We start from the raw sequence: 24,857 nt of genomic DNA on the forward strand, positions 1-24,857 counted from the left end.
CCGAGCCGTTTAGGCATCGTAGAGTGTGTTGGCCCAGTCTCCTGCAAACGCGCGGCGCAGTTCAGTGTAACGCGCCAGCAGCTGTGTGCGGGCTACCACCAGCTCAGACTCGGACGAGAGTAGATCGCGCTGTGCATCCAGATAGTCCAAGTAAGGGATAATCCCCTCCTCGTAGCGCGACTTAGCCTGTGTATGAGCCTCTTGGGCAAACCGCTGGCGATTTACCAATAGTGCCAAGCGCTGTTGTTGGCTTTGCCACTGGGAGATGGCGGTATCTGCGCGATTAAGTACCGTTAGCCACTGCTTCTCGTAGGCTTCAAGTACCACTTGCTCCTCTAGTTTAGCCGCGCGTAGGTTAGCCTTCAGTGCTGCAAAATTGAGCAGCGACCAGCGTAACGTCGGCTGCACAAGGCGCTGGCCTTGCGCATCACCTAAGCTCAACCCGCCACCGTTTAGCACTCCGAGTACACCGGTAATACTGACTTGCGGATATAACGATGCTTGCGCCTCATCGGTGAGTGCAAAAGCGTTAGCAACGTTAGATGTTGCCAGCAGCACAGCGGGGGCTTTAACCAACGCGACAACAGGTTTATCGATCGCCCACGACATCGAGTTGGCGGATGCGAGCAACCCTGCGGTCTGCCCAGTCACAATGCCTTGAATCCTCGACCCCGTGAGGACAGCTAGGGTCTCGCGGTAACGGTTTTGCTGCTGCACTAGCGCTGGCTTTTGAGCACGAAACTCGTACTGCAGTGCTTTAGCTCGGCTCAACTCCAGCGAGGTTGCGAGCCCCTCGTCAACACGAAACTGCAGTACATCAACACTCTCATCGAGTAGTTTCAGCTGCTGATCTAGCACCGCGAGCTGCTCCTCAGCACCAGCAAGACCGGAATAAGCTGAGGCGACGCCACTCACAACATCCGCCAAGACCTGAGCCTTTGCCGCTTGAGCATTGTTGGTACTGGCTTGTGCCTGACGCACGCGAGCGCTGATCCTGCCAAACAGATCGAGCTGCCAATCGGCACTTAGGCCTGCGCTCAGTTGCTCGGTACGTTGCGCATCCCCTCCGCCCAACGGTTGCTGCCGAGAGGACGAGGCTTGTGCAGCTACACCGCCCTGGGGACGATATTGATCACGACTAACGCGCAAGCGCTCTAGCTGTGCGTCAACCCGCAGCGCCGCAGCCCTTAAATCATGATTAGCAGCGAGTGCACGCTCGACCAACTGATCGAGCGCGGGGTCGCCCATCGCTTGCCACCAATGAGCGCCGGTGTTGGGCAATTCGGCCTGATTGGCAAGCCGCTCCGAGATCACCTCGATAGCGGGATAGTCCACTTCCGGTATCGCATGGCGCGGGCTAGTTGTCGCACAACCGGCCACCAGCAGCGCTGTTGCTATCACAGCGCTAAGCTTAGTTTTGCTCATGGTTTACCTCCTTCACTGACGGTAGCTGTGGGTCTCGGCGGTGCTCTAGGGCGGTCATTGCCATGTAGAACACCGGCGTAAACAGCAAGCCAAACAAGGTCACGCCAATCATGCCGGAGAAGACGGCCACACCCATCGCTTGGCGCATCTCTGCTCCAGCCCCGCTCGCCAGGACCAATGGCACCACACCTGCGGTAAAGGCGATGGATGTCATGAGAATAGGCCGCAGACGTAAGCGACACGCTTCTAAGATCGCTGCTAAGCGCGTTGCGCCGCTATTGCGGTTATCGCGCGCAAACTCGACCATCAAGATAGCGTTCTTACACGCCAGAGCCACCAACACGATCAACGCGATGCGTGTAAAGATGTTGTTGTCGCCCTCCATGAGCCAGATACCCGCCAATGCTGAAAGAATAGTCATCGGCACTATCAGAATAATCGCCAAGGGCAACGTCAGGCTCTCGTACTGGGCCGCCAGCACCATAAACACCAGCAACACCACCAGCGGGAAGATATAGACCATCGTGTTACCCGCCAAGATCTGCTGATAGGTGACTTCGGTCCACTCAAAGGCCATGCCTTTGTCCAACTCTTGATTAAGGATGCGCTCAATCGCTTGCTGCGCTTGATCCGAGCTATAACCCGGCGCTGGGTTACCATTGAGCTCCGCACTCGGGTAGCCGTTGTAGCGCATCACCCGATCAGGACCAATCGCCGGCTCAACTGTGAGCACCGAACCCAGCGGTACCATATCCCCTTTGGCGTTACGCACTTGAAGGCGCAGGATCTGCTCCGGATCGACCCGGAAGTTGGCATCTGCCTGCGCATTCACCTGATATGTTTTACCAAACAGGTTGAAATCATTGACATAAAGAGAGCCAAGGTAGATCTGCAACGTTTCAAATACTTGCGCTAGCGGAATCCCCTGCAGCATCGCTTGCTCGCGGTCAATCTCGATATCCATCTGCGGCACCTGAATACGGAAACTTGAGTACAAGCCCGTCAATGCCGGATCTTGGCGCGCAGCGTTCAGTACCTTCTGGAGATTTTCGAACAGCGCTTCAAAGCCTAAGCTACCGCGATCTTCGATCTGTAGTTTAAAGCCACCTGTCGTACCCAAACCTAAGATCGGTGGAGGCGGAAACACGGCTACGAAGGCCTCATCAATCTCAACAAAGCGGCCATTCAACTGGCCCGCTATCGCATTCGCAGAGAGCGCAGGATCAGTGCGTTTGTCAAAGTCCTCTAAGGTTACAAAGACGATGCCGCTGTTGGAGCTATTCGTAAAGCCGTTCACTGATAGGCCCGGAAACGAGACAGTTTGCAACACGCCGGGCGTATCCAGCGCCAATGCTTCCATCTGGCGAACCACCGCTTCCGTGCGATCAAGGCTGGCCGCATCAGGTAGTTGCGCCACCGCAACAAGGTACTGTTTATCTTGCAGCGGGATAAAACCGCCGGGCACGGTATCAAAGAGCTTAATCGTACCGCCGAGCAAACCCACATACACAATACCAACCACTACGCCTAAGCGAATCAGCTTCTTGACGCCCTTCTCATAGAGGCGGCCACTGCGCTCAAACAAACGGTTAAAGGGGTTAAATAACCAGCGCCCAAACAACGCGTTCATCACGCGCGTGAGCAGATCTGGCTTGGCATCGTGGCCACGCAGTAGCAACGCGGATAGCGCAGGTGATAGCGTGAGCGAGTTAAACGCAGAGATCAGCGTCGAGATGGTAATCGTCAGCGCAAACTGTTTATAGAACTGGCCACTCAAACCTTGGATAAAGGCGGTGGGAATAAACACAGCGCACAGCACCAATGCAATCGCGATAATCGGGCCGGTGACTTCGGTCATCGCTTGGCGAGTCGCCTCTATCGGAGATAGACCTTCGCCGATATTACGCTCAACGTTCTCGACCACAACGATGGCATCATCCACCACGATACCGATCGCTAGCACTAACCCAAACAGCGACAGTGTATTGATCGAGACACCCAACCACTGCATCACAGCGAAGGTGCCGATCAATGAAACGGGGACCGCAATAAGCGGAATGATCGATGCGCGCCATGTTTGCAGAAACAAGATCACAACAATCACCACCAGCACGATCGCCTCTAGCAATGTGTCGATCACGGCATCAATCGAGCCGCGCACAAACACAGTCGGATCGTATGCGATACGATATTCAACGCCCGCTGGGAACGCTTGCGCTAGGCTATCCATGGTGGTGCGCACCTGATCTGATAGCTCGATTGCGTTAGCGCCGGGGCGTTGGAATACCGGAATCGCAACCGCTGTTTTACCGTTTAGCAAGGCACGGAGCGAGTAGTTATCTTGGCCAAGATCGATACGCGCCACATCTTTCAGGCGCGTGATAGCACCAGAAGGCGCCACTTGAACCACAATGTTTTCGAACTCTTCGGTACTTTCCAAGCGCCCTTTTACGTTAAGCAGCACCTGAAACTCGCTCTCTAATGTGACGGGCTGCGCACCTAAACTACCCGCAGCAACTTGCTGGTTTTGCTCGCGAACAGCACGCACAACATCACCGGGCACAAGCCCACGTTCAGCCAAGGCGTCTGGGTCAAGCCACAGGCGCATTGAATATTTACCACCGCCAAATAGCTGTACATCGCCCACACCCGGCAAGCGGGCTAGCTGATCTTTGATATAGATATCGGCATAGTTGGATAAGTAGCTAATCTCGCGCTCACCTGAAGGCGAGAAGAGATGCACCACCATGGTTAAGTTAGGTGACGACTTTTCGGCAACCACACCCAGACGCTGCACCTCTTGTGGTAGGCGCGGTAACGCACTGGTAACGCGGTTTTGTACCTGCACCTGAGCGCGGTCTAAATCGGTACCGAGCTTAAAGGTCAAGGTTAGCGTCATCCGGCCATCTGTTGTGGCTTGCGAGAACATGTACAGCATGTTCTCGATGCCATTCATCTCCTGCTCTAGGGGAGCAGCAACAGTTTCTGCGATAACTTTTGGATTCGCACCCGGATAGTTCGCGGTCACAACAACCGTTGGCGGCACAACCTCAGGGTATTCGCTGACCGGCAGTTGGAAAAGCGAAATGCTTCCCCCTACCAAAATCAGCAGAGACAGCATCGCCGCAAAGATCGGCCGGCTGATAAAAAAGTGGCTAAATTTCATAACGATAGCGGCCCTACTTACGCAGACGGTTCAATGTCAGAAGCGAGTATTGTGAGATCTTGCGTTTCGATCTGAACATCGCGTGGCGTGATCGGCATCCCCGGACCAACGCGTGCAGGACCGTTAACAGCGATGCGCTCACCCGGCTCAAGACCTGACATCACAACACGCAATGCGCCTTCACGTGCGCCCAGTTCGACTTTGCGGTACTCAAGCACATTGCTGTCATTGACAACCAACACGAAGCGATTTTTCAGGTCAGTACCGATCGCGCGGTCAGGTACAACAACGGTCGGCTGAGACGCTGAAGCCTCTAGCGTGATGCGCGCAAACGCTCCCGGGCGCAGGTTAGCGGCATCCGCTGTAAACACAGCGCGTACCCGCAAGGTGCCCGTTTGCTCGTTGATACGGTTGTCGATAAAGTCGATCTGGCCCATGTGTGCCAGATCATTGCGGCCCACCAAGCTCAATACTGCCGGTGTTTGGCTCTGCATCGAAACATCAGAGAAGGTGCTGTTCCACGTCCGCTCATCAATATCGAAATAGGCATACAAACGATCCGTTGCAACCAAAGAGGTCAATACACTCTGGCCGGCAATAACGTTGTTACCTGCGGTGATAAATGCGTTGGAGACTTGGCCATCGATGGGTGCGCGCACCTCAGTGAACTCAAGATTCAACTTAGCGGCATCTAACGCCGCTTTAACCGAAGCCAACTCAGACGCGCGTTGCGCTGCAACCGATAAACGCGACTCCGCTTGTTCGGCAGACATCGCGTTACGCCCCTGCAGACGTTTTGCGCGCTTTGCTTCTGAGCGCGCTTGGCGCAGTGCAGCTTGAGCACGGTTAAGATCTGCTTCTAAACGAGCAACGTCCGCAGCGAACGGGCGCGGATCAATACGAAAGAGGAGATCACCCTTTTTCACGTGGCTGCCCTCGCGAAACTCAACCGCGTCGATCACGCCTGAGACACGCGGGCGCAACTCAACTTGCTGTGGCGATACTAAACGCGTGGTAAAGGTATGCTCAGGGCTATACTGGGCATAGATGACGGTTGCCACATCCACAGGCTGCGGTGGTGGTGCTGACTGTGCCGGTGTTTCCGCTTCTGCGGTGCAACCTACGAGGACAACAGCCAGTAGTAAACTGGAAAGTATGCGCAAATGCATGAAACTCACTCCAACTTAGAGTCGATTAAACAAATGTGGCGTGAGTATCTAAGAAGCGCCCCCCAACCTGTAGGGGTGCGGTGGTTACATTGGTTGCAACAATAAGTTGAAACAAGCGATAGACAGAGCTAACCAAAAATATTAGAAAAAACACATATTAAGATCTTGGCCATAACGGGCATTCAAAAGTTGCCGTAAGCGCCCTACGCCGAAATAAATAAGAGCAGAAAAGGCTGTATTTGAGTCCATGGTGAAACGCAAAAAAGGGTTCGGTTCAAGCGATGAAGCCCTACGATTTCTAAGACAAAATCAACTTGAGAAAAAGTACATTCAAAGCATTTGAGAATAGCTTCGTAAAACGAAGGCAATTTGAATTAGTTACGACCTAATCTGATATCTCCTCTTGAATAAGGTGGGGGTTACCAGTTTGATAATGGGTGTCGAATCCAATCAAACGAAAAAAGGTAACCCTCATGTTGCATACTAACAAGCCGATCATTAAACACAAAGCGGGTCTTCTGAACTTGGCTGAAGAGCTGGGTAATGTTTCAAAACCCTGTCAGTGATGGGCGTTTCCAGAGATATGCTCTATCGCTATCAGGAACTGGCTGATCAGGGTGGTGTTGATGCGCTGATTAATCAAAGTCGACTACAGCCAATCTCAAGAACCGAGTCGATCCTCAGCTTGAAGCTGCCGTGTGTGAATACGCTATCGAACAGCCTGCTCATGGCCAAGTTAGAGTTAGCAATGAACTTCGTAAACGAGGTGTATTCGTTTCACCGAGCGGGGTTCGTTCAGTCTGGATGTTAAACGATCAGGAGAACTTCCAAAAGCGCCTGAAGGCACTGGAAGACAAGGTAGCCGCTCTCGAACCTAAGAAACTTGATGATGAGGTTAGTGGTGAGATCGAAACACATCATCCTGGCTATCTCGGGTCGCAGGATACGTTCTACGTAGGTAACCTGAAAGGCGTTGGCAGGATCTACCAGCAAACACTCGTAGGTACCTATTCAAAGGTGGCGTTTGCCAAGCTTTACACGACGAAGACGCCCATCACCGCTGCTGACACACTAAATGATTGAGTGCTTCCGTTCTTTGCTGAACAGGAGATGCCCATGCTGAGGATCTTAACAGACTGAGGACCCGAGTATTGCGGGCGTCCTGAAGTGCATAACTACCAGTTATATCTAGCGATCAACGACTACTATAACAATGACCGAACTCATCAGGGCAAAATGTGCTGCGGCAGAACGCCAATGGTAACATTACTTGATGGTAAGCAGATCGGGCTGGAAAAGAATCTGAGCCAGATCTAATCTGACCAGCCATCCAGAAAAACTGTTAGCTGTCAGATTAGGTCTGAACTACTACAGCTTAATGACTATAAGCTGTTTCCAAGATTTTCAGGTAGCTTTCGATGGTCATCGCTTTTGCATTGCTCGCGTCTGAGCCATTGTTTTTTGACTTCTCGGCAATAACACTAAAATCTTTCGGATCAACATGAGGCAACTCACTAAAGTGAGGAATCTCTAATGCCTTGTTAATTTCAAACAGCTTTTCAACCGCTTGTTGGATCGCTTCAGCTGTCGGCAAATTAGGATCAATACCCATCGCATGTGCAACATTGGCGTGACGCTCTAAGTCAGCATCACAGTTGTGCTGGAAAACAAACGGCAGGAAGATCGCATTACCAACCCCATGAGGGGTGTCATACATACCACCTATAGATTCTGAAATACAGTGTACACCTGCGACATCAGTATTACCGAAAGCCATTCCGGCAATCGTACTCGCAACCAGCATATTGCGTCTTGCTGTAGCATCTTCAGGTTTTTGCACAGCGTTTAACAAATTTTGACTAATCAAGCGAATGGCATGCAGCGCTAAACCGTCACTAACGGGGTTGTTGCATGTTGATGTATAAGCTTCAATAGCGTGCGTCAGCGCATCGACACCTGTTGCTGCTGCAATAGAGGCTGGCAGCGTCGCTGTGATATTTTCATCCAGCAACGCCATTACGGGTGCAATTTTATGGCTCCCTACTGTCACTTTTACTTTGCGAGCCTCATCGGTAATCACGGAAGAAAAGGTTACTTCACTGCCCGTACCCGCAGTTGTCGGAATGGCAACAATTTGTACCGGATCGTTTTCAAAATCCCGTTTTCCGACAAAATCAATCGCGGAGCCTTCATTACGAAGCAGAACACTGATGGTTTTTGCCGCATCAATTGCGCTACCACCACCGATGGCCAAAATTCCTTGAATATTCATGTCTCGGAAATGATTTGCGGCCTCTTCACACTCTGTGTTTCGGGGATTTGGCTTGATATTACTATATTCATAAAACTCAACATCGCACTTGTTCAAGCTAGTATAAATAGGTTCAAGAATCCCAGCTGACTTAATGCCAGGATCCGTTACAACAAGCACTTTATTTATGCCTAAGTCATTTAAATATTTACCAGCATTGTTAGCAGAACCTGCCTCTGAAACAATTTGCGTAGGAACCATGAAATTAAAGTTCATGAGATAGTCACCTTATTTTTTTAATCACACAATTTTTTTGAGATAGCCAGATAGCTAGAAAACACAACAGAACCAAAACCCGGCATCGTTTATCTATATTTCTTACAGCCGAATACTCTCGTCTAAATTCAGCTAAGATATGAACAGCAGTAATCGGTTATAGTCCGCACTTTCACTTTAAAGCGACTGTTAGATGGCACATAAAAGGTCTGACCACCAGAGATCTCCTGCCATGACGTCTGCTCTGGGAGTAAGACAAAAAGTTGACCTGAAGTAACCTCCATCTTTTCTGCATCTTGCGTATTAAACTCATACTCGCCTGGCATCATGATGCCCAAGGTTAGATGCGTTCCATCTTCCAAAGTAACGCTACGGCTGGTGACATCACCTTCAAAATAAATATTTGCGGCTTTGTCGATAGTGACGTTTGTAATTGTTGACATAGATACAACCTTGATTATTAATTATCCGGACTAACCAACAGCCGTTTAGCTCTGGCTCAGTTCTACGGAGCGGCTATAAGCGGCTTTTACTGCCCCTCGCACAATGGAGGGAAAGCCGTTCTGCTCAAAATAATTGATGGCGCTTTCTGTTGTGCCGCCCTTTGAAGTCACCTGCTGTCTTAATTCAGCGGGTTTAAAGCTGGACCCCTGTGCCATTTTTGCCGAACCAAGTGCAGTGAAGCATGCCAGCTTATGTGCGCTCTGTTCTGAAAGCCCTAACTCAATACCGGCCTGGACCATGTTTTCAAACATGAGGAAGAAGTAAGCAGGACCACTGCCAGACAGAGCCGTAATGGTGTTGATATCGTTCTCGTCAGTGACTTCAACACAGTCACCAAAGGACTCCGCAATCATCAGCGACTTCCGTTTCTGGGGAGTGCTTGTATGTGAGTTTGCATAAAGTCCTGACATGCCCTGTCCGATCAATGCGGGCATATTTGGCATTAAACGGACTACTGCTGTGTCTTCACCCAATATGCTGGCGATTTGTATGGTTTTGACACCTGCGGCCACCGAGATAAAGAGTTTGCCAACATGTTTGCCACTACTCGCAATATCCTGAGTGACGGTATCAATAACTTGAGGTTTAACCGCCAGAATAATGGTCTCACTCTGAACAACCAGTGTGTTCAGATTATCAGTGACTCGGACCCCCAAACATTTCGACAGCTCTGCTGATTTTTCCTTCGAGGTTTCAGCAACTAGGATTTTTTCAGCGGGGTAACCGTTAGAAAGCAAACCCTTCATCATGGCAGAAGCCATGTTGCCGCCTCCGACAAAACCGATAACTGTTTCAGTGCTACTCATAATTGACTCCTAAAATTGGGGCACAACAGTGACACCTGAGATACCCGGTCGCTCTGATCGTACAGGCCCGATAACTGTTAGTTCATGGGTGATCACTCAATCCATAGGAACATTTGGATTTGTCTGATCAGCCAACAACAAGCCAGCCAGTCCTTCTTTTCCAGCTTTCATACTGTTGTTTCCCATACAACCTTTAATGAATATCGTACTACTCAATGCTCGGAATTATCTTGCTTTATCACCTCTAAAAGACAAAAAAACAGAAAGAAAGAACTCAAATAAAAAAAGAAAAACGAAAGACTATTACAAATAAAACACTTTAGAATAAAAGGCTCACCCATACACAACATTTATCAAAAATGTAAGGACCTATAACATCGCCGCGAGTATGATCAGGGAAGAGCGCTCACCTCCATCTGTGAGACACTCATCCCAGGACACAACGCTTACACTTTGTGGAGTGATTGATTTGATTGAGCCATACGCAATAGTCTGACTCATAACACTTCAGCGGCTACTCAACTCCCATCAGCAAACGAGGTAGTAAAAGAGCTAAGTCGGGGATAAACGTAACCGCTAATACAACAGGAAGGTGACCCAAGCAGATAAAACGAAGGGTAGGTTTAAGATACTCAGCAAACTGCGATTTACCTACGGACCCAGCCATATAGAGTAATGGAGCACAAGGCGGTGTAATGTTCCCTAAGCCAAGGTTTGTACCCACAATTGCGGCAAAATGAATCGGGTGTACACCAAGATCTACAGCAACAGGCAACAGAATGATTGAGGCAAGAATACTGCCCGAAACATCATCGACCAACATCCCAATAAGTATCAGCAGTACGTTGATTAGCAACAGAATGACAATCTTGTTATCGGAGATACCGATTAAGAGATCAGACAATTGCTGAGGTATCTGCTCCATAACCATCACCCGGCTCATGATAAACAGGAAGAAGATCATCGCGATGATAGAACCCGTATTAACTGCGCCACGAATAATCGCAGAACTAGCCGTTTTCAAGTTGAGACCACGATAGATCAGAAAACCAACAGGCAACGTGTACACTAACGCAACGGCCGCAGCTTCAGTCGGTGTAAAAATCCCTCCATATATACCACCCAACATGATCACAGGCATCAACAGAGCCCAGCTGGCCTCTTTGCTTGCATTTGCGATAACACGACTTCGCTCAGGCAGGCTTATTTTTTCATCAACCTGAAGTTCTTCCCGGTTGCGCAGGTAGAAGTAGTTAATCTAACAGTAAATCATCATAATGATTATGCCCGGCACAATCGTCGACAGGAATGCTGCGGCGACTGAAAGGCCTCCAGTAAGGGCAAAAATAATCATTGGGATACTTGGTGGGATCAACAGCGCCAGAACAGAGGAACACCCAACCAAAGCAGTCGCGTAGCCTCTTGGATATCCCTGGTCAACCATCTTAGGAATCATGATTGAACCAATAGCAGCAATTGCAGAAGCGCCTGACCCAGCAATCGCACCAAACAGGGCGCAGGTCACAACAGTAACCGCACCGAGCCCTCCGCGGATCGGGCCTACAAATGCGTTTACAAATCGTACAAGACGATCAGATATACCACTGGCCCCCATTAATGTGCCTGCAACAATAAACAGAGGCAACGACAGTAATGCAAAGCCACCCAGTTGCCAGAAAGCATGCGGGATCAGATAGCTCATACTTTTATCTGCCACAAAAGCAAAACTCATAGCACCTACGCCAAATACATAGGCTACCGGAATTCCAGCCAGAAGCAGGACCACGACAAGCAGCATAATTAATCCGAGACTGATCATCGTGTTACCCCTTCCATTACCGCATCTTTTGAATGAGGAGATTTATTATCGTAAACGGTGTAACTATTACGATGTATAAATAGGTCACGCAGCTTGTAGGCTGCCATCAACGTGAATCCCACTATGGCCGCGCCAACCCATAAAGCGGTCGGCCAACCCAGATTGGTACTGACACGATTAATTTTCATAACAAAAAAAAGATACTTATAGGTATAAAACCCAAAGAAACATATCACTCCAAGCCCGACAAAATCAGCAACCCACTTTACAGCTGCACGCGTCTGAGGAGTTAAATCAAAAAGGTCAAGAATACCACCAGCCAGATGTGCCCTTTCTCTAGTCACATAGGCCATGGAAACAAAATAAAACCAAAGCCCAACCATAATACTTAGCTCTTCCATTGCTGGAAAAGAAAGATCCATCACATACCGGAGGAAAACACCAACAGCCATCATTCCCGCAAGAGACAAGACAAGGAATATCAAAGCAAATCGGCATATAAATACCAGAGCGCGGTCGATTCGAATAAAGAGACTATTCATTGAACTCCCCTATAGAAAAGGGGCCAAACAGTTACGTTCAGTCCCTTTTGTTGAGCAAAGAATTAGTTAACAGTGATTTCTCGAATCTGATCAACCAAACCCTTACCTACTGTGGATTCAATCCAAGTCCACTCTTTTTCGCGAATTATCTTACTCATCTTAGCGCGCTGTTCAGGAGTCAACTCCACGACGTTGATACCGTAGTCCTTGATATCAGCAATCAGGTCGTTACTAATTGTCTGGGCTTCCTGCCACGCCCAATCGGCTGCCTCATTGGCAGATGCCTGTACAGCTTCCTGTTCCTCTGCACTCAGGCCGTTCCACCAATCGAGATTCACTACGAAGAATCCCTGCTCAAAATAATCACGGGTGAAAATATAAGTTTCCAGTACATCACGCATCTGCCAAATCTCAGATGGTGGACCGAAAGTACGACCGTCTACTGAGCCCAGTTGCAATGCGGTGTAAAGCTCAGAAAAGGGCATTGGGACAGGATTAAAACCCAGGAATTCGAAACGCTTGATCGCATTCTGCACAGTTGGAACGCGCACTTTAATACCGCTTGCATCTTCAGGGTAATTTACTGGCACTTTACCTTCCCCTTTACGGATGGCGATACCAGCGAAGTCAACCGGAAGCAGAGCCAACAATTTCATGTTCAGGTCAGCATAGATCTCATCGTAGGTGCTAACCATTGCGCCGTTAGGACCGTATATTTTCTTTGCCTCTTCCCAGTTATTTGCAACCAACCCCATAGTTGCAATATTCAAACGTCGATCAAAATCAGTCGCCGGAAAAGTCATAGTCATGCCAATTTCACCTGCGATTGTTTGCTCAAATTGAGAAGTCCAGTCGCCCAAATCACCTCCAGGGTGATATCTCACTTCAAAAGCACCCGGAGCTTTATTTTCCAGCGCACTCATAAAACGATCTGAAATAGGGTTAAAGATATGCTCTTTTGACATTGCATGGGCAAGAACAACTTCTTCCGCTGCCTGTAGAACAGGTGCTGCCATCAGCGAAGCGGTCATTGTTACTGCAATGGAAAAACCACGCGCAGATTTAATTAAAGAACCTTTATTTAGCATTTTTATATACCCATATTATTTTTATTTTCGACCATTAATGGCCGCAAAAATTTTTTAGCCCACTTTAAATAGTGGCTAACAGCATCAACCAAAGCCCTAGAAGCAGAAAACACCAAAATCATAAAAATCAAAGCCGACACAACCCCTTGGATAAAATATTAATCCAAGAAAAAACCAACCTATTTTTTGTTTTGGACAAAACACAAATGCAATGTTATTAAATAATTCTTGCTCTAAACCTATGAATTAACACTTAGAATTATCATACAGCTGGGACCTGAAATTACTTTGCTTTTATCCAGTTGAATGCCCACACATAGCGAACTAGTATTTCAGATACAGCACAAAACCAGGAAGACTCTTTCAATGAAGACACTTAACAATACGGATCTCGATATCCTTGACCACTTACAGAGAGACGGACGATTAACCAACTCAAAGCTGGCGGTGGCGCTTTCACTGAGTGAAACACCTTGCTGGCGCAGACTGAAGAAATTGGAAGATGATGGGTATATCGAAAGCTATCAAGCGAATCTCGATAGGAGAAAGCTGGGTTATGGTGTGATGGCGTTTATACAACTAACGTACTTAGAGCACGATGAAGAAACGACCAGACAGTTCGAGGATGTCATTCAAAACTGTGAAAATGTTCTCTCTTGCCACAACACGACTGGTGAAGCCGACTTCTTGCTTCAGGTAGTGGCAAAGGATCTAGATGACTACAGTCGTTTTGTAGACAACGTTCTAAGAAAGCTAGGTGGGCTCTCTGCAATCAGGTCGAACATTTCATTACGGGAGTTAAAATCATCCACTCGCCTGCCTATTCCCAGGGAACCTACATAAAGCTCGTGCTGCCCATTTGCTTGAGGTCTGCATGCCACTTCAAAGCATACAGACCCTGCTGTTGCTAAGATCAAAAATACCAAGATTTTCCATAACCGGAACAGCCGAAGGCAGATGACTATGAGATGGACGCTTAACCTACAAATGATGACTAGTAGCAACGCCTAATAAGGCCGTAAACGCGAACGTATTTTGCGCTCGCTGCGCTAACCAGAAATTCGCCAGTTACGGCTGGCGCTAATGACCGCTTTGGGTTGTGGATGCAATGAGCCAGCGCAATACCTAACCTAGCACAAAAGTAAGAAACGAAGACAATTCCCCGCGACACACTCTATTATCCCGCACCTATGCAGATATGCGCGACTGAACTGTCTTCGTTTTAATTACGTCGATACATCAAACCGCCTGCCCAGCAGCAAAGCCTGATGCCCATGCCCACTGGAAGTTATGGCCGCCCAAGTGGCCGGTCACATCTAAGCACTCACCGATAAAATAAAGGCCGGGGGCTAGCTTCGCTTCCATCGTTTTTTGGTTGATCTCATCTGTATCGATACCGCCGATCGTCACCTCTGCGGTGCGATAGCCCTCGGTGCCAGAGGGTTTTACCTGCCAGCAGGTAAAGGCTTCAGCCACCTTTGCCAAATCGGCGTTGCTTTGATCGGCCATGCGTCCAGAACAGCCAAAGAGTTCGCAAAGAATTTGCGCCATCCGCTTACTCATGTGACTGGCCATGACCGTAACAATATCGGCTTTGGGTTTTTCTTCACGCTGCACTTTTAACAACGTGAGTAGGTCTTCTTCTGGGAAGAAATTAACGGAGATCGCATCGCCCGGCCGCCAGTAGGAGGATATCTGCAGCATCGCTGGGCCGCTTAATCCACGGTGCGTAAACAGCATGTTCTCTTTGAACGTCATACCGTTGCAGCTGACTGTCACGGCATGGGAGACACCCGATAACGGATTTAGATGTTCTTTTAGCTCCGCTTGTAGCGTAAACGGCACCAGCGCAGCAGAGGTTGGGTAGATCTTTAAACCAAACTGCTCGGCAATATGATAGGCAAAAGGGGTTGCGCCGCCATTGGGGATCGACAAACCACCAGTCGCGATCACGACAGACCGAGCGCTCATCGCCCCGCTTGACGTCACCAGTTGATAGCCATTATCCGTTGCAACGAGCCGTTCTATAGTGGTCTCGGTCTGTATCTGCACCCCTGCCCATTCACACTCCGTCATCAAAAGACGCAGAATCTCTTTGCTGCTTTCGTTACAAAAGAGCTGGCCGAGTGTTTTCTCGTGGTATTCAACGCCGTGGCGCTCCACCAACTCAACAAAGTCGCTAACGCGATAACGGCTGAGTGCGGAGCGGCAAAAGTGCGGATTGTGTGAGATGAAGTTTTCAACACTGTTGTGCAAGTTGGTGAAGTTACAACGCCCTCCACCAGACATCAGAATTTTACGGCCAATCTTCTTGGTGTGCTCCAACACCAAGACCGACTTACCTCGGTACCCAGCGGTGGCGGCACACATCAAGCCCGATGCGCCCGCCCCAATTACAATAACGTCAAATTCCAATGTAGAGTCTCTTTAAGCGTCTGAGTCGCTGCTATCTTTCTGTTGGTTTAACTTACGAATTTTATCGGCTAAACGCCCACCTCGAGCGCCACGCTGTGTTGGCTCAGAGTTCTGCGCAGCTTGCTCATTCTCTTGAGCTTTCTGATAAACCGACTTGTGTTTCTTTTTCTTCTCCTGCGCGCGCTTTTTACGGCTCTCGTAGCTGTCGCCATCAGCCAAGCGCTCTTGTTTGGAGATCACAGGATCTGCGGGTAAATATTGGTGCACAAAGGCACGTTTTTTCTTGGTTCTAGACATTTTGGTACTTCCTCGCGCCTATTGTTTGCTGTCAGCGTCTTGTTCTGCGGCTTCAGCCGCTTCTGCTTCTAGGCGCATTCGTTCTGCTTCTGCGCGTTTTTCTTCCCACTCGGCAACCGTTTCAAAGGTAATTAAACCCAGTTTGCCTGAGCGTAAATCGTTTAAAAGAACTTCACAGGCTTTGTGTACATCGATCACACCACCTGGGCGAAGCCCACCACGTTTACGACCGATCTCATCCAGTAACGCAGTATTGGTTTCCGGTAGCTCTTTCAGCTTGTAACGTTCTAAGAGTCTTTGGGGATAATCTTGTAGTAAAAAGTTGGCTGCATATTGCCCCACCAACTCATACTCAATGGCGGTATCGCGGATGGCTCCACTAGACGCCAAACGATATCCCGAATCGTAGTCTTCAATTTTGGGCCATAAGAAACCCGGCGTATCCGATAGCGCCATACCGTTTTTCAAGGTGTAGCGTTTCTGGTTCTTGGTGACCGCAGGCTCATTGCCCACCTTAGCGATTCGGCGGCCCAACAATGCGTTGATCAGCGTTGATTTACCTACATTGGGAATACCCATAATCATGGCACGCACCGTGCGCTCTTTGTTAGCGCGCGCAGGTACCATCTGCTTGCACATGTCGGGTATTTTTTGAATCACCTTTTTCTGGTCCTGACTCAGAGCAATCGCGGTAATGCCCTCTTGCCCGTTGAGAAACTCCAACCATTCGGCGGTACGTTTCGGGTCAGCTAAATCGCTTTTATTGAGGATCTTTAACACCGGCTTCCCTTTGCGCAAAGAATCGACCAGAGGGTTCTCGCTCGAGAGAGGCAAGCGCGCATCAAGCACCTCGATAACGGCATCAATTTCATCCATTACTTTGGCGATCTCTTTGCGGGCTTTATGCATGTGCCCAGGGAACCAGTTAATTGTCATCTACATCTCCTAAATCGTTGGTCGCATTATACCGTCGGTTCTTCTATTGCGCAGTTGCAAATATCGCTTAATTTTTTGCAGTTGGCTCAACACCCGCTAAAATGTGGGATGACTAATATTTGTTACGGGACTAGTAATTAATGACCGGTGAGGTTTTAGACAGCCAAGTGCTGATGGCTAGGCAGCCAATTTTCGACCACAAGCAACGCGTGGTCGCCTATGAGCTCCTCTATCGCAAAGAGGACGCAGCGGAAGCCTCATTTCTGGATGGCAGCTCAGCCACCAGCGAAGTTCTACTGAACGCATTCACATCGATCTCTGATGCAGGTTCTGTGCGTAAAGTACCGGCTTTTATCAACCTAACTTACGATATTGTGGTTGAGGGGAATATCCCTGAACTACCGCGCAAAGAGGTTGTATTTGAGCTTTTAGAAGATGTTGTTGTTGATGAAGCCTTCGTAAACGGTGTGCGCAACCTGGTTGACCAAGGGTATCGTATTGCGCTGGATGATTTCACCTACACCCCTGATTACGACCCTCTCCTTGAGATGGCACAAATCGTGAAGCTGGATGTGATGCAGCACAACCACGCAGAACTCGTGGAGCAGATCAAACATATTCGCCCGTTTAAGGTCACGCTTTTAGCGGAAAAGATTGAGACGCATGAAAAGCTCGAGGAGTGTGTTGAGCTTGGCTTTAAGCTGTTCCAAGGCCATTTTTTAAGTAAGCCAAAAGTTGTTAAAGGCCGTAAAGTCAGCACGAGCCAAGTGGCGTTGATGCAACTACTGCAAGAGCTGCAAAAAAGTAGTGCCACGCCCGAAGTGCTCGAAGCACTTATCATTCAAGACCCGGTTTTGACTTACAAGTTGCTGCGTATCGTTAACTCGGCTGCCAACTCACTGGTACGCAAAGTCGAGTCTGTTTCGGAAGCGATTGTGCTATTAGGCATTCCTCAGGTTAAGAAATGGGCAACGCTCATCGCGATGTCTGCCAATACCGAGAAACCTGAAGAGCTATCACGCCAACTATTGATCCGTGGGCGCATGTCAGAACAGGTTGCCGAGCGCCATAAACGCCCGAATGCGCCGAGCTACTTCATGGCGGGCATGATGTCGGGTTTGGATGCGCTGCTCGATCTTGAACGTAGCATGATGCTTGAGCAGGTCCCGCTAGGGGACGATATCAAGCAAGCGATCTCTGACGGTAGTGGCGAGATTGGCGAAGTCCTGAAGAACGTGATTCATTATGAAGCGGGCGACTGGGATCTACTCCCCATGAACTTCGATGGCGATGTCTATGAAGCCTCCTATCGCGAGGCGGTATTGTGGACTAAAGAGGCGATGCAAGCGCTGGCTGATCAGGGCTAAACGCTAAAATCTCATCACAAGGCTGCTATTGCAGCCTTTTTTAATTCATGTGAGTTTCATTACATCAAATAGCCGTTATACCGGCTTTCTTGCGGCCATTGCAGCAAACAAAGAGCCGGCAACAATCAGCGCTGCTGCAATGATAGTGGCCTTTGTAAGTACTGCATCAGTAAACGCCGCTAGCAACACAACCGAGATCAGAGGTGCACCGTAGCTCAGCACTCCCAATAGCGGCAAATTGCCATGCTTTATTCCATAATCCCAAGTGAAGAACGCAACCCCCATGGGCCCAAGCCCGAGCAACAGAATACCACTCCACTGTGCACCTGAAGTTGGCCATACGGTGGTTTCAAGCAAGAGGTGGCAGATGGCAGACAACAAGGCTGTAAAGCAACAAAACCACCCCACAACATCCGTTGATACCGCCTGTGTGAGACGACTCAACACCGAGTAACCTGACCAGATGAATGCGCACGCAACAGCGAAGAGGTACCCTTTCAATTCGCCTTCCGCCATGTGCATCAATGCGTCAACACCCCCCATCAACACCCAACATCCGGCCAACGCCACGCCACCACCCACAATGTACTGCCACCTAAAACGATGCTCAGGCAAAAAACTCGATAACAACACAATAAGCAGCGGCCACATGTAGGCGATCAGGCTAACTTGAATGGCCGGTGCAAAGCGCATCGCCATGAAGTAACAAAAGTGAAACGCAAAGTAACTCCCTACTCCCAAGACCCAAACCTGCCAAGGCTGACGCAAATACCGTTGCCCTACATGCCCTCTTCGTAACCAGTTGGTTGCCATCACGACAAAGGCAACGCCAAACGCCATCGATAGCAATTGAAAGGGTGGAATCTTGCCGCCGGTAAGCTGAGTAAAAAGGGCCAGTGTTCCCCACAGCAGGATAGAGATCGACCCAATGGCTGTCGCTTTCATGAAATACCTCTCGTATATACTCTGTGAGTAGATTAGAGGCGAGTAGCCAACAAAACTATCGAGAAACGGCGCAGCATCATCGAGATACAGCGAACTAGGCGTTTTGACGGTAATACCGTGGCGATCGATCGAAGAACTGACGAAACCGATAGCTGAACGCCGCAGCACTATCATAGCCGACCGCAGCGGCAATGTTGGTAATGGTGGCTGATGATGTTAGCAGGAGATCACGGGCTCGCTCCATGCGGCAACGCACCACGTAAGCATGGACCGTCGTACCCACCTGCGCTTTGAATAATGCGTTTAGCTGGCGAGGGCTCAAAGCCGCAGCATCAGCGACGTTGCGTACGTTAATATCCAGATGAAAGTGACGCTCGATATAGCATTTTGCCGCCGCGACACGCCGATCATACTGTGCTTCGGCGCCGTCCTCTAACAAGGCGACCGCTAGCGCGCTCACCTGAGACCGCAGTGCCGCAGACTCTATGGACTCGAGCGAGGCTGCTAAAAAGCTGCGATATTGCTGTGCTGCATAAGACAGCGAAAAGAACGGCGATAGACTAGCAATACGGGGAGCTTGATCAATAGGAATATCGGCAACAAGAAACTGATTGTTACCCTCTGGCGCAGCAAACTCATGTGTCTCTTGTGCACAAATAAAACCTGCCCGATCGGCACATAACACACCCTGCGCATAGCCTATTTGAATCTCTAACTCACCTTGGAGCGGAATCACGATTTGATGGAAGGTGTGGCTATGCGCACTAGGCGCCTTGCTGTAACTACGTTGAGTCAGGTCAATCGTGCCCATAATCTAGGCCTCAATGGGCTCTTTCAGCAGCTCTAGCCCTTGCTGGTCTGCGCGCAGGTACCACAAATGCGTGTCCCAGTCGCCGAGCACGATACGAGCACCCTTTACCATGCCCTGCTGTCGGTGAATAGCGGGGCGATGCGTGTGCCCATGAATTAAGATCGGCACTTGATATTGCGCAAAGGTCTGGGCAACGGCCTGAGAGTTCACATCCATAATAGCGTTGGATTTGGTTTTAGCGCTGGCTTTACTGGCTTCACGCAGTTGCTGCGCTATTGCGACGCGCGCCTCAAGTGTTTTTGCCAAAAACTCGTGCTGCCAAGCGGCGCTGCGTACCAGTCCACGAAACTGTTGGTACTCCACATCATCGGTGCAAAGCTGATCGCCGTGCATAATCAACGCCGACTGATGATTGGGTAGTTCTATCACACAGGCCTCTTCCAGCAGAGTCGCGCCGATATGCTCGGCAAACGCTGGGCCAACCAGAAAGTCCCGATTCCCATGCTGAAAGAACAACTGACAACCTAGCTTATCAAGCTGCTTTAAGGCCGTAGTTATGGGCTCTATCTGCGGCAACATCGCGTCATCACCGATCCACGCCTCAAAGATATCACCTAGCAGGTATAGCTTCTCGGCATCGGCGCTGATCTGCTCTAGAAAAGACAAAAACGCCCGGTTGATATCCGGGCGTTCAGGTCTCAAATGAAGATCTGAGATAAAGTAGTCAGCCATAGCTGTTACGCTTCAACCACCTCAGCCGACTCGATCACAACATCATCAACAGGTACATCCTGATGGCCTGCACGCGTTGTCGTTTCAACCATTTTGATTTTTTCAACAACGTCCATGCCTTCAACGACTTTACCGAATACAGTGTAACCCCAGCCTTCAGTTGTTTTCGCGGTGTGATCTAAGAATGTGTTGTCGTTCACATTGATAAAGAACTGAGCAGAAGCCGAGTGTGGGTCCATTGTACGCGCCATCGCGATAGAGCCCGCTACGTTCGATAAACCATTGTCAGCTTCGTTATCGATAGGATCGCGCGTCTCCTTCTGTACCATACCTGGCTCAAAGCCACCGCCTTGGATCATGAAGTTATGGATAACACGGTGAAAAATCACACCGTTGTAAAACCCATCGCGCACGTATTGTTCAAAGTTAGCCGCTGTGTTGGGCGCTTTTTCATGATTAAGTTCAATGTGCACATCACCGTGTGTCGTATGGAAAACGATCATTATTATCTTCCTATTTCTCAAGCCTACTCGTTGGTACGTTATTATACTCAAGTATTAAGGTAGTGCACTGATAATATTTTACCGACTGGCGATTAACTGTCTTTGCGTAAGCGTTTATACTAGCGAGCTATCTATTCGCATTGCGAATCTTCGAATGAGCCACAAAGTTGCTGAGACGATGTCAAAAAACGAATCCACTGCAAAGCCAACAAACTTTATTCATCAAATTATTGAAGCGGACATAGAAAACCAAACCCATCAGGGCAAGGTTGTCACGCGCTTCCCGCCTGAGCCGAACGGTTATCTTCACATCGGCCATGCGAAGTCCATTTGCCTTAACTTTGGGACTGCAGAAAAATACAACGGCGTGTGTAACCTGCGCTTTGACGATACAAACCCAGAGAAAGAGAGCCAAGAGTACATCGACTCAATCGTGTCCGATATTGAGTGGCTCGGATATACGTGGAACGGCGATATCCGTTACACCTCACTCTACTTTGACCAGCTCTACGCATGGGCCGTACACCTGATCAAAGAGGGCAAGGCCTACGTCTGCGACTTAAGCCCAGAGCAAGCGCGAGAGTACCGCGGCAACTTTAGTGAGCCGGGCAAAAACAGCCCTTATCGTGACCGCTCGGTTGAAGAGAACTTAGCGCTGTTTGAACGCATGAAGAACGGTGAGTTTGCAGAGGGAGCTTGCGCTCTTCGCGCCAAGATCGATATGAGCGCACCTAACATGAACTTGCGCGACCCGATGATCTATCGCATTTTGCATGTACCTCACCACCAGACGGGTGATAAGTGGTGCATCTATCCGATCTATGATTTTGCCCACGGCCAGTCTGATGCTATCGAAGAGATCACGCACTCACTCTGTACGCTTGAGTTTGAAGACCACCGCCCACTTTACGACTGGTTTATCGAGAACCTACCCGTCCCTGCTACACCAAAGCAGTACGAATTTTCTCGCTTAGAGCTGAACTACACCGTTACCAGTAAGCGTAAGCTTAAGCAGCTCGTCGATAATGGCACGGTTAGCAGCTGGAATGACCCGCGCATGCCGACTATCTCTGGTCTGCGCCGTCGTGGATACACACCTAACTCCATCCGCAACTTCTGCGACATGATTGGTGTTACTCGCTCCAATGCTGTTGTAGACGTGGGTATGCTAGAAGCTGCAATACGTGATGATCTGGACAAAACAGCACCGCGCGCGATGTGCGTTACTCGTCCGCTTAAAGTCACCCTCACCAATATGGATGAAGGCCACGAGGAGTGGTTCGAGCTTCCAGCCCATCCAAAGGATGAGTCACTTGGCGTGCGCCGTGTTGGACTGACACGAAACCTCTTGATCGAACAAGAGGATTTTATTGAAGTTAAGCCAGTGGCGAAGAACAAACATGAACGTTGGAAGCGCTTAGCTCTCGGGGATGCCGTTCGCCTGCGTGGCGCTTACGTCATTACCTGCAACGAAGTTGTTAAAGATAGCCATGGCGAGATTATTGAACTGCTATGCACATATGACCCAGACACCAAAGGTGAGAACCCAGTAGGCTACAAGCCAAACGGCGTTATCCACTGGGTTTCTGATGAACTTTCAGTACCGTGCGAAGTGCGCTTGTATGATCGTCTATTCACTGAAGCCAACCCAGACGGTGATAAAGAGGTGGAGTTTACAGAGCACCTCAATTCAGAATCGCTGGTTGTGTTACCTAACGCACGCGCTGAAGCAGGCTTGCGCGGGGCCGCTGTTGAGTCTCGCTATCAGTTTGAGCGAATGGGATATTTTTGTGTCGACCCAGACTCAACATCAGAACAGCTAGTCATCAACCGCACCGTAACCTTGCGCGACTCTTGGGCCAAAGCCCAGAAGTAATGTGTGATAAAAAAGCCCAGCACTTCGCTGGGCTTACTTTTTTAATCACCTAATACCACACCTTCTCTGCGCTTGTCCGCAGCACCCACCATGGTGCCATCGGATTTTATCACAAATCCATGAAGGCCAGAATTTAGGTCACGGCGATTCACTTTAAATCCCATACCCTCAAGTGAAGTTGCTAAGCCATCACTCTGTGCTCCTAGCTCAACATCATATGTGCCAAAGCGGTTAACAGCATGAGGGCTATTAAAAGCGCTGTCTAGTGACTCTCCCCAAGCTAAGTGCCGTATCAGTGCCGAAGAAACATAGCCGATAATTCGCGAACCGCCCGGCGATCCGACCGCCATATAAGGTACGCCGTCTTTCATAACAATGGTTGGCGACATCGAAGAGCGTGGGCGCTTACCTGGCTCAACACGGTTAGCGATCGGCAAGCCATCTTTGTGGGCTCGGAATGAGAAATCCGTCAGCTCGTTATTGAGCAAGAAGCCATTCGACATTAAACGCGAGCCAAAACCATTTTCAATGGTTGTGGTCATCGAGACAATATTCCCTTTTGCATCTCGTATCACAAAGTGGCTCGTCGATGGCAACTCTATCGACTCATCGTCCGCCAACGATACGGCGTTTTCCCAGCTAGGCTCGCCCGGGGCAACCTCCGATAACGCCTCGCCTGGCTTGATAAGCGCTGCCCGCGATTTCAGGTAACCCTCATCTAACAGCCCTGACGGCATCGGCACATAATCGGTATCTGCCATATAGCGCCCACGATCAGCGAACGCTAGCCGCGAGGCATCACCAATAATTTGCCAACTAATCGGATCATCTGCACTGCGTTGCTGCATTCTGAACTGATCAGCGATACCTAAAATCTGCCCCACCGTGAGTGCACCCGAGCTCGGTGGCCCCATGCCACAAACTTCGTAGCTCATAAAACCGCCACAAACCGGCGCACGCTCCTTGATGCGATACACTGAAAAATCTTGCAATGCTAGAACACCGGGATTGCCCTCAGCACCTGTGACTGTTGCAACAATATCCTCAGCAATAGAGCCGAAATAGAAAGCATCTGCGCCTTTGGTTGCTAACGTATCGAGCGTTGCCGCATAGGCTTCATTCGTCAGAGTTTGACTGGTTTGAAGTGGCGAACCATCCGCATTAAAAAAGTAAGCTCGCGTCACTGGATAACGGTATAATCTATCGCGATCTTTGGCGATAGAGCTGGCTAAACGCTCACTCACCGTAAAACCTTTACGCGCCAGCTCCGCCGCCGGCGCCAATAGGTCCGACCAAGCAAGCTTGCCAAACTTGGCATGAGTATCACCCAGCAGCTTAACTGTGCCTGGTGTACCGACCGAGCGCCCACCCACCACAGCATCATAAAACTTCAGAGGCTGGCCATCTTTTAAGAATAACTCGGGGGTAGCTGCTAGCGGCGCCGTTTCACGGCCATCAAACGTGGTAAGCTTGCCAGATTCTGCGTCGTAGTAAACTAAGAACGCACCGCCCCCTAAGCCTGATGACTGCGGCTCAACCAAACCCAACACGGTCTGCACCGCCACCATTGCATCAATAGCTGAACCACCTTGCTGGAGTACCCGATACCCTGCTTCCGATGCCAATGGATGAGCAGCTGCAACGATATACTGGGCCGCCGTGACCTCACTCGTTGCTTGTACTGCCGATGTTGCCTCTGGTGCTATCGCATCAGTCACTTGCTCCGCTGCAGTGACACAACTGCCCGCCAATGTAATTCCGAGTGCTAGCGGCTTTATTATCTTCTGGTGCATGCTCACTCTCCTTTATTAGGCCCAATGCCTTTCTGGGTATAAGAGCTCTTAAAGTACTGACCGGAGGGATTCTGAGCAAGCGCTTTGCTAGTGAGATTTTGAGGTGCGGCTACCCACTAATCGCACCTCAAAACAA

At 49.6% G+C, this 24,857-nt stretch carries 19 protein-coding genes and 2 pseudogenes; 4 read left to right on the forward strand and 17 right to left on the reverse strand.

Translation table 11 applies throughout. From position 1 onward, the window contains the following. Positions 1-9 precede the first annotated feature (9 nt). From EOE65_RS08425 to EOE65_RS08435, 3 genes are read right to left on the reverse strand one after another with little or no spacing between them, the layout of a single operon-like run. Positions 10-1,425 carry a TolC family protein gene (locus EOE65_RS08425; RefSeq protein ID WP_127693871.1) on the reverse strand — a complete coding sequence of 472 codons (1,416 nt, stop codon included), beginning with the start codon at positions 1,423-1,425 and terminating at the stop codon, positions 10-12. Then, a complete protein-coding gene (locus EOE65_RS08430) occupies positions 1,412-4,591 on the reverse strand; it encodes an efflux RND transporter permease subunit (RefSeq protein ID WP_127693872.1) in 3,180 nt (1,059 codons plus the stop codon). The genes EOE65_RS08425 and EOE65_RS08430 overlap by 14 nt, the downstream gene beginning before the upstream one ends. 17 nt (positions 4,592-4,608) lie before the next feature. After that, positions 4,609-5,760, reverse strand: a complete 1,152-nt coding sequence (locus EOE65_RS08435; protein WP_127693873.1) for an efflux RND transporter periplasmic adaptor subunit — start codon at positions 5,758-5,760, stop codon at positions 4,609-4,611. Positions 5,761-6,233: 473 nt separating this feature from the next. Between EOE65_RS08435 and EOE65_RS08440 the strand changes: the two are divergent. Then, a pseudogene (locus tag EOE65_RS08440) lies at positions 6,234-7,077 on the forward strand (helix-turn-helix domain-containing protein). Between the two features lie 58 nt (positions 7,078-7,135). On the opposite strand, the gene EOE65_RS08445 reads toward EOE65_RS08440, so the two are convergent. The 6 genes and pseudogenes from EOE65_RS08445 to dctP form a co-directional block, all read right to left on the reverse strand. Continuing rightward, positions 7,136-8,287 carry an iron-containing alcohol dehydrogenase gene (locus EOE65_RS08445; protein ID WP_127693874.1) on the reverse strand — a complete coding sequence of 384 codons (1,152 nt, stop codon included), beginning with the start codon at positions 8,285-8,287 and terminating at the stop codon, positions 7,136-7,138. Positions 8,288-8,415: 128 nt separating this feature from the next. Further along, positions 8,416-8,730 (reverse strand): pyrimidine/purine nucleoside phosphorylase, encoded by a 315-nt coding sequence (gene ppnP / locus EOE65_RS08450; protein WP_127693875.1) that lies wholly within the window; start codon positions 8,728-8,730, stop codon positions 8,416-8,418. Positions 8,731-8,775: 45 nt separating this feature from the next. Beyond that, positions 8,776-9,597, reverse strand: coding sequence for a pyrroline-5-carboxylate reductase (gene proC, locus EOE65_RS08455; RefSeq protein ID WP_127693876.1), 822 nt, complete (start codon positions 9,595-9,597; stop codon positions 8,776-8,778). 514 nt (positions 9,598-10,111) lie between these two features. After that, a pseudogene (locus EOE65_RS08460) lies at positions 10,112-11,416 on the reverse strand (TRAP transporter large permease). Next, entirely contained in the window at positions 11,413-11,958 is a 546-nt protein-coding gene (locus EOE65_RS08465) for a TRAP transporter small permease (protein ID WP_127693877.1), read from the reverse strand. Before EOE65_RS08465 ends, EOE65_RS08460 begins: the two are co-directional and overlap by 4 nt. Before the next feature lie 62 nt (positions 11,959-12,020). Beyond that, positions 12,021-13,046, reverse strand: coding sequence for a TRAP transporter substrate-binding protein DctP (gene dctP, locus EOE65_RS08470; protein WP_127693878.1), 1,026 nt, complete (start codon positions 13,044-13,046; stop codon positions 12,021-12,023). A gap of 366 nt (positions 13,047-13,412) precedes the next feature. Here dctP and EOE65_RS08475 point away from each other — a divergent pair, with 366 nt between their 5' ends. Further along, the gene (locus EOE65_RS08475) at positions 13,413-13,889 is read left to right on the forward strand and encodes an Lrp/AsnC family transcriptional regulator (protein ID WP_127693879.1); all 477 of its coding nucleotides are present in this window, start codon (positions 13,413-13,415) and stop codon (positions 13,887-13,889) included. Positions 13,890-14,285: 396 nt separating this feature from the next. On the opposite strand, the gene EOE65_RS08480 is transcribed toward EOE65_RS08475, so the two are convergent. From EOE65_RS08480 to ylqF, 3 genes are read right to left on the reverse strand one after another with little or no spacing between them, the layout of a single operon-like run. Beyond that, on the reverse strand, positions 14,286-15,461 hold the full coding sequence (locus tag EOE65_RS08480) for a BaiN/RdsA family NAD(P)/FAD-dependent oxidoreductase (RefSeq protein ID WP_127693880.1): 1,176 nt from the start codon (positions 15,459-15,461) through the stop codon (positions 14,286-14,288). 12 nt (positions 15,462-15,473) lie between these two features. After that, positions 15,474-15,758: a hypothetical protein gene (locus tag EOE65_RS08485; protein WP_127693881.1), complete on the reverse strand. Its 285-nt coding sequence runs from the start codon at positions 15,756-15,758 to the stop codon at positions 15,474-15,476. Between the two features lie 18 nt (positions 15,759-15,776). Continuing rightward, the gene (ylqF, locus tag EOE65_RS08490; RefSeq protein WP_127693882.1) at positions 15,777-16,694 is read right to left on the reverse strand and encodes a ribosome biogenesis GTPase YlqF; all 918 of its coding nucleotides are present in this window, start codon (positions 16,692-16,694) and stop codon (positions 15,777-15,779) included. 140 nt (positions 16,695-16,834) lie between these two features. Between ylqF and EOE65_RS08495 the strand changes: the two genes are divergently transcribed. Further along, positions 16,835-18,061 carry an EAL and HDOD domain-containing protein gene (locus tag EOE65_RS08495; RefSeq protein WP_127693883.1) on the forward strand — a complete coding sequence of 409 codons (1,227 nt, stop codon included), beginning with the start codon at positions 16,835-16,837 and terminating at the stop codon, positions 18,059-18,061. Positions 18,062-18,136: 75 nt separating this feature from the next. Here the strand turns inward: EOE65_RS08495 and yddG are convergent, their stop codons facing one another. From yddG to EOE65_RS08515, 4 genes are all read right to left on the reverse strand, one after another. After that, positions 18,137-19,006: an aromatic amino acid exporter YddG gene (gene yddG, locus EOE65_RS08500; protein WP_127693884.1), complete on the reverse strand. Its 870-nt coding sequence runs from the start codon at positions 19,004-19,006 to the stop codon at positions 18,137-18,139. Positions 19,007-19,100: 94 nt separating this feature from the next. Next, positions 19,101-19,817 carry a helix-turn-helix domain-containing protein gene (locus EOE65_RS08505; RefSeq protein ID WP_127693885.1) on the reverse strand — a complete coding sequence of 239 codons (717 nt, stop codon included), beginning with the start codon at positions 19,815-19,817 and terminating at the stop codon, positions 19,101-19,103. A gap of 3 nt (positions 19,818-19,820) precedes the next feature. Further along, positions 19,821-20,549, reverse strand: coding sequence for a UDP-2,3-diacylglucosamine diphosphatase (locus EOE65_RS08510; protein ID WP_127693886.1), 729 nt, complete (start codon positions 20,547-20,549; stop codon positions 19,821-19,823). A gap of 5 nt (positions 20,550-20,554) precedes the next feature. Beyond that, on the reverse strand, positions 20,555-21,052 hold the full coding sequence (locus EOE65_RS08515) for a peptidylprolyl isomerase (RefSeq protein ID WP_127693887.1): 498 nt from the start codon (positions 21,050-21,052) through the stop codon (positions 20,555-20,557). Positions 21,053-21,230: 178 nt separating this feature from the next. Here EOE65_RS08515 and EOE65_RS08520 point away from each other — a divergent pair, with 178 nt between their 5' ends. Continuing rightward, positions 21,231-22,928 carry a glutamine--tRNA ligase/YqeY domain fusion protein gene (locus tag EOE65_RS08520; RefSeq protein WP_127694040.1) on the forward strand — a complete coding sequence of 566 codons (1,698 nt, stop codon included), beginning with the start codon at positions 21,231-21,233 and terminating at the stop codon, positions 22,926-22,928. A 41-nt stretch (positions 22,929-22,969) separates the two neighbouring features. Here the strand turns inward: EOE65_RS08520 and ggt are convergent, their stop codons facing one another. Beyond that, positions 22,970-24,721, reverse strand: coding sequence for a gamma-glutamyltransferase (ggt, locus tag EOE65_RS08525; protein WP_127693888.1), 1,752 nt, complete (start codon positions 24,719-24,721; stop codon positions 22,970-22,972). Between the last annotated feature and the right edge of the window lie 136 nt (positions 24,722-24,857).

Source organism: Neptunomonas marina (assembly GCF_004005935.1).
Taxonomy (GTDB): domain Bacteria; phylum Pseudomonadota; class Gammaproteobacteria; order Pseudomonadales; family Balneatricaceae; genus Neptunomonas; species Neptunomonas marina.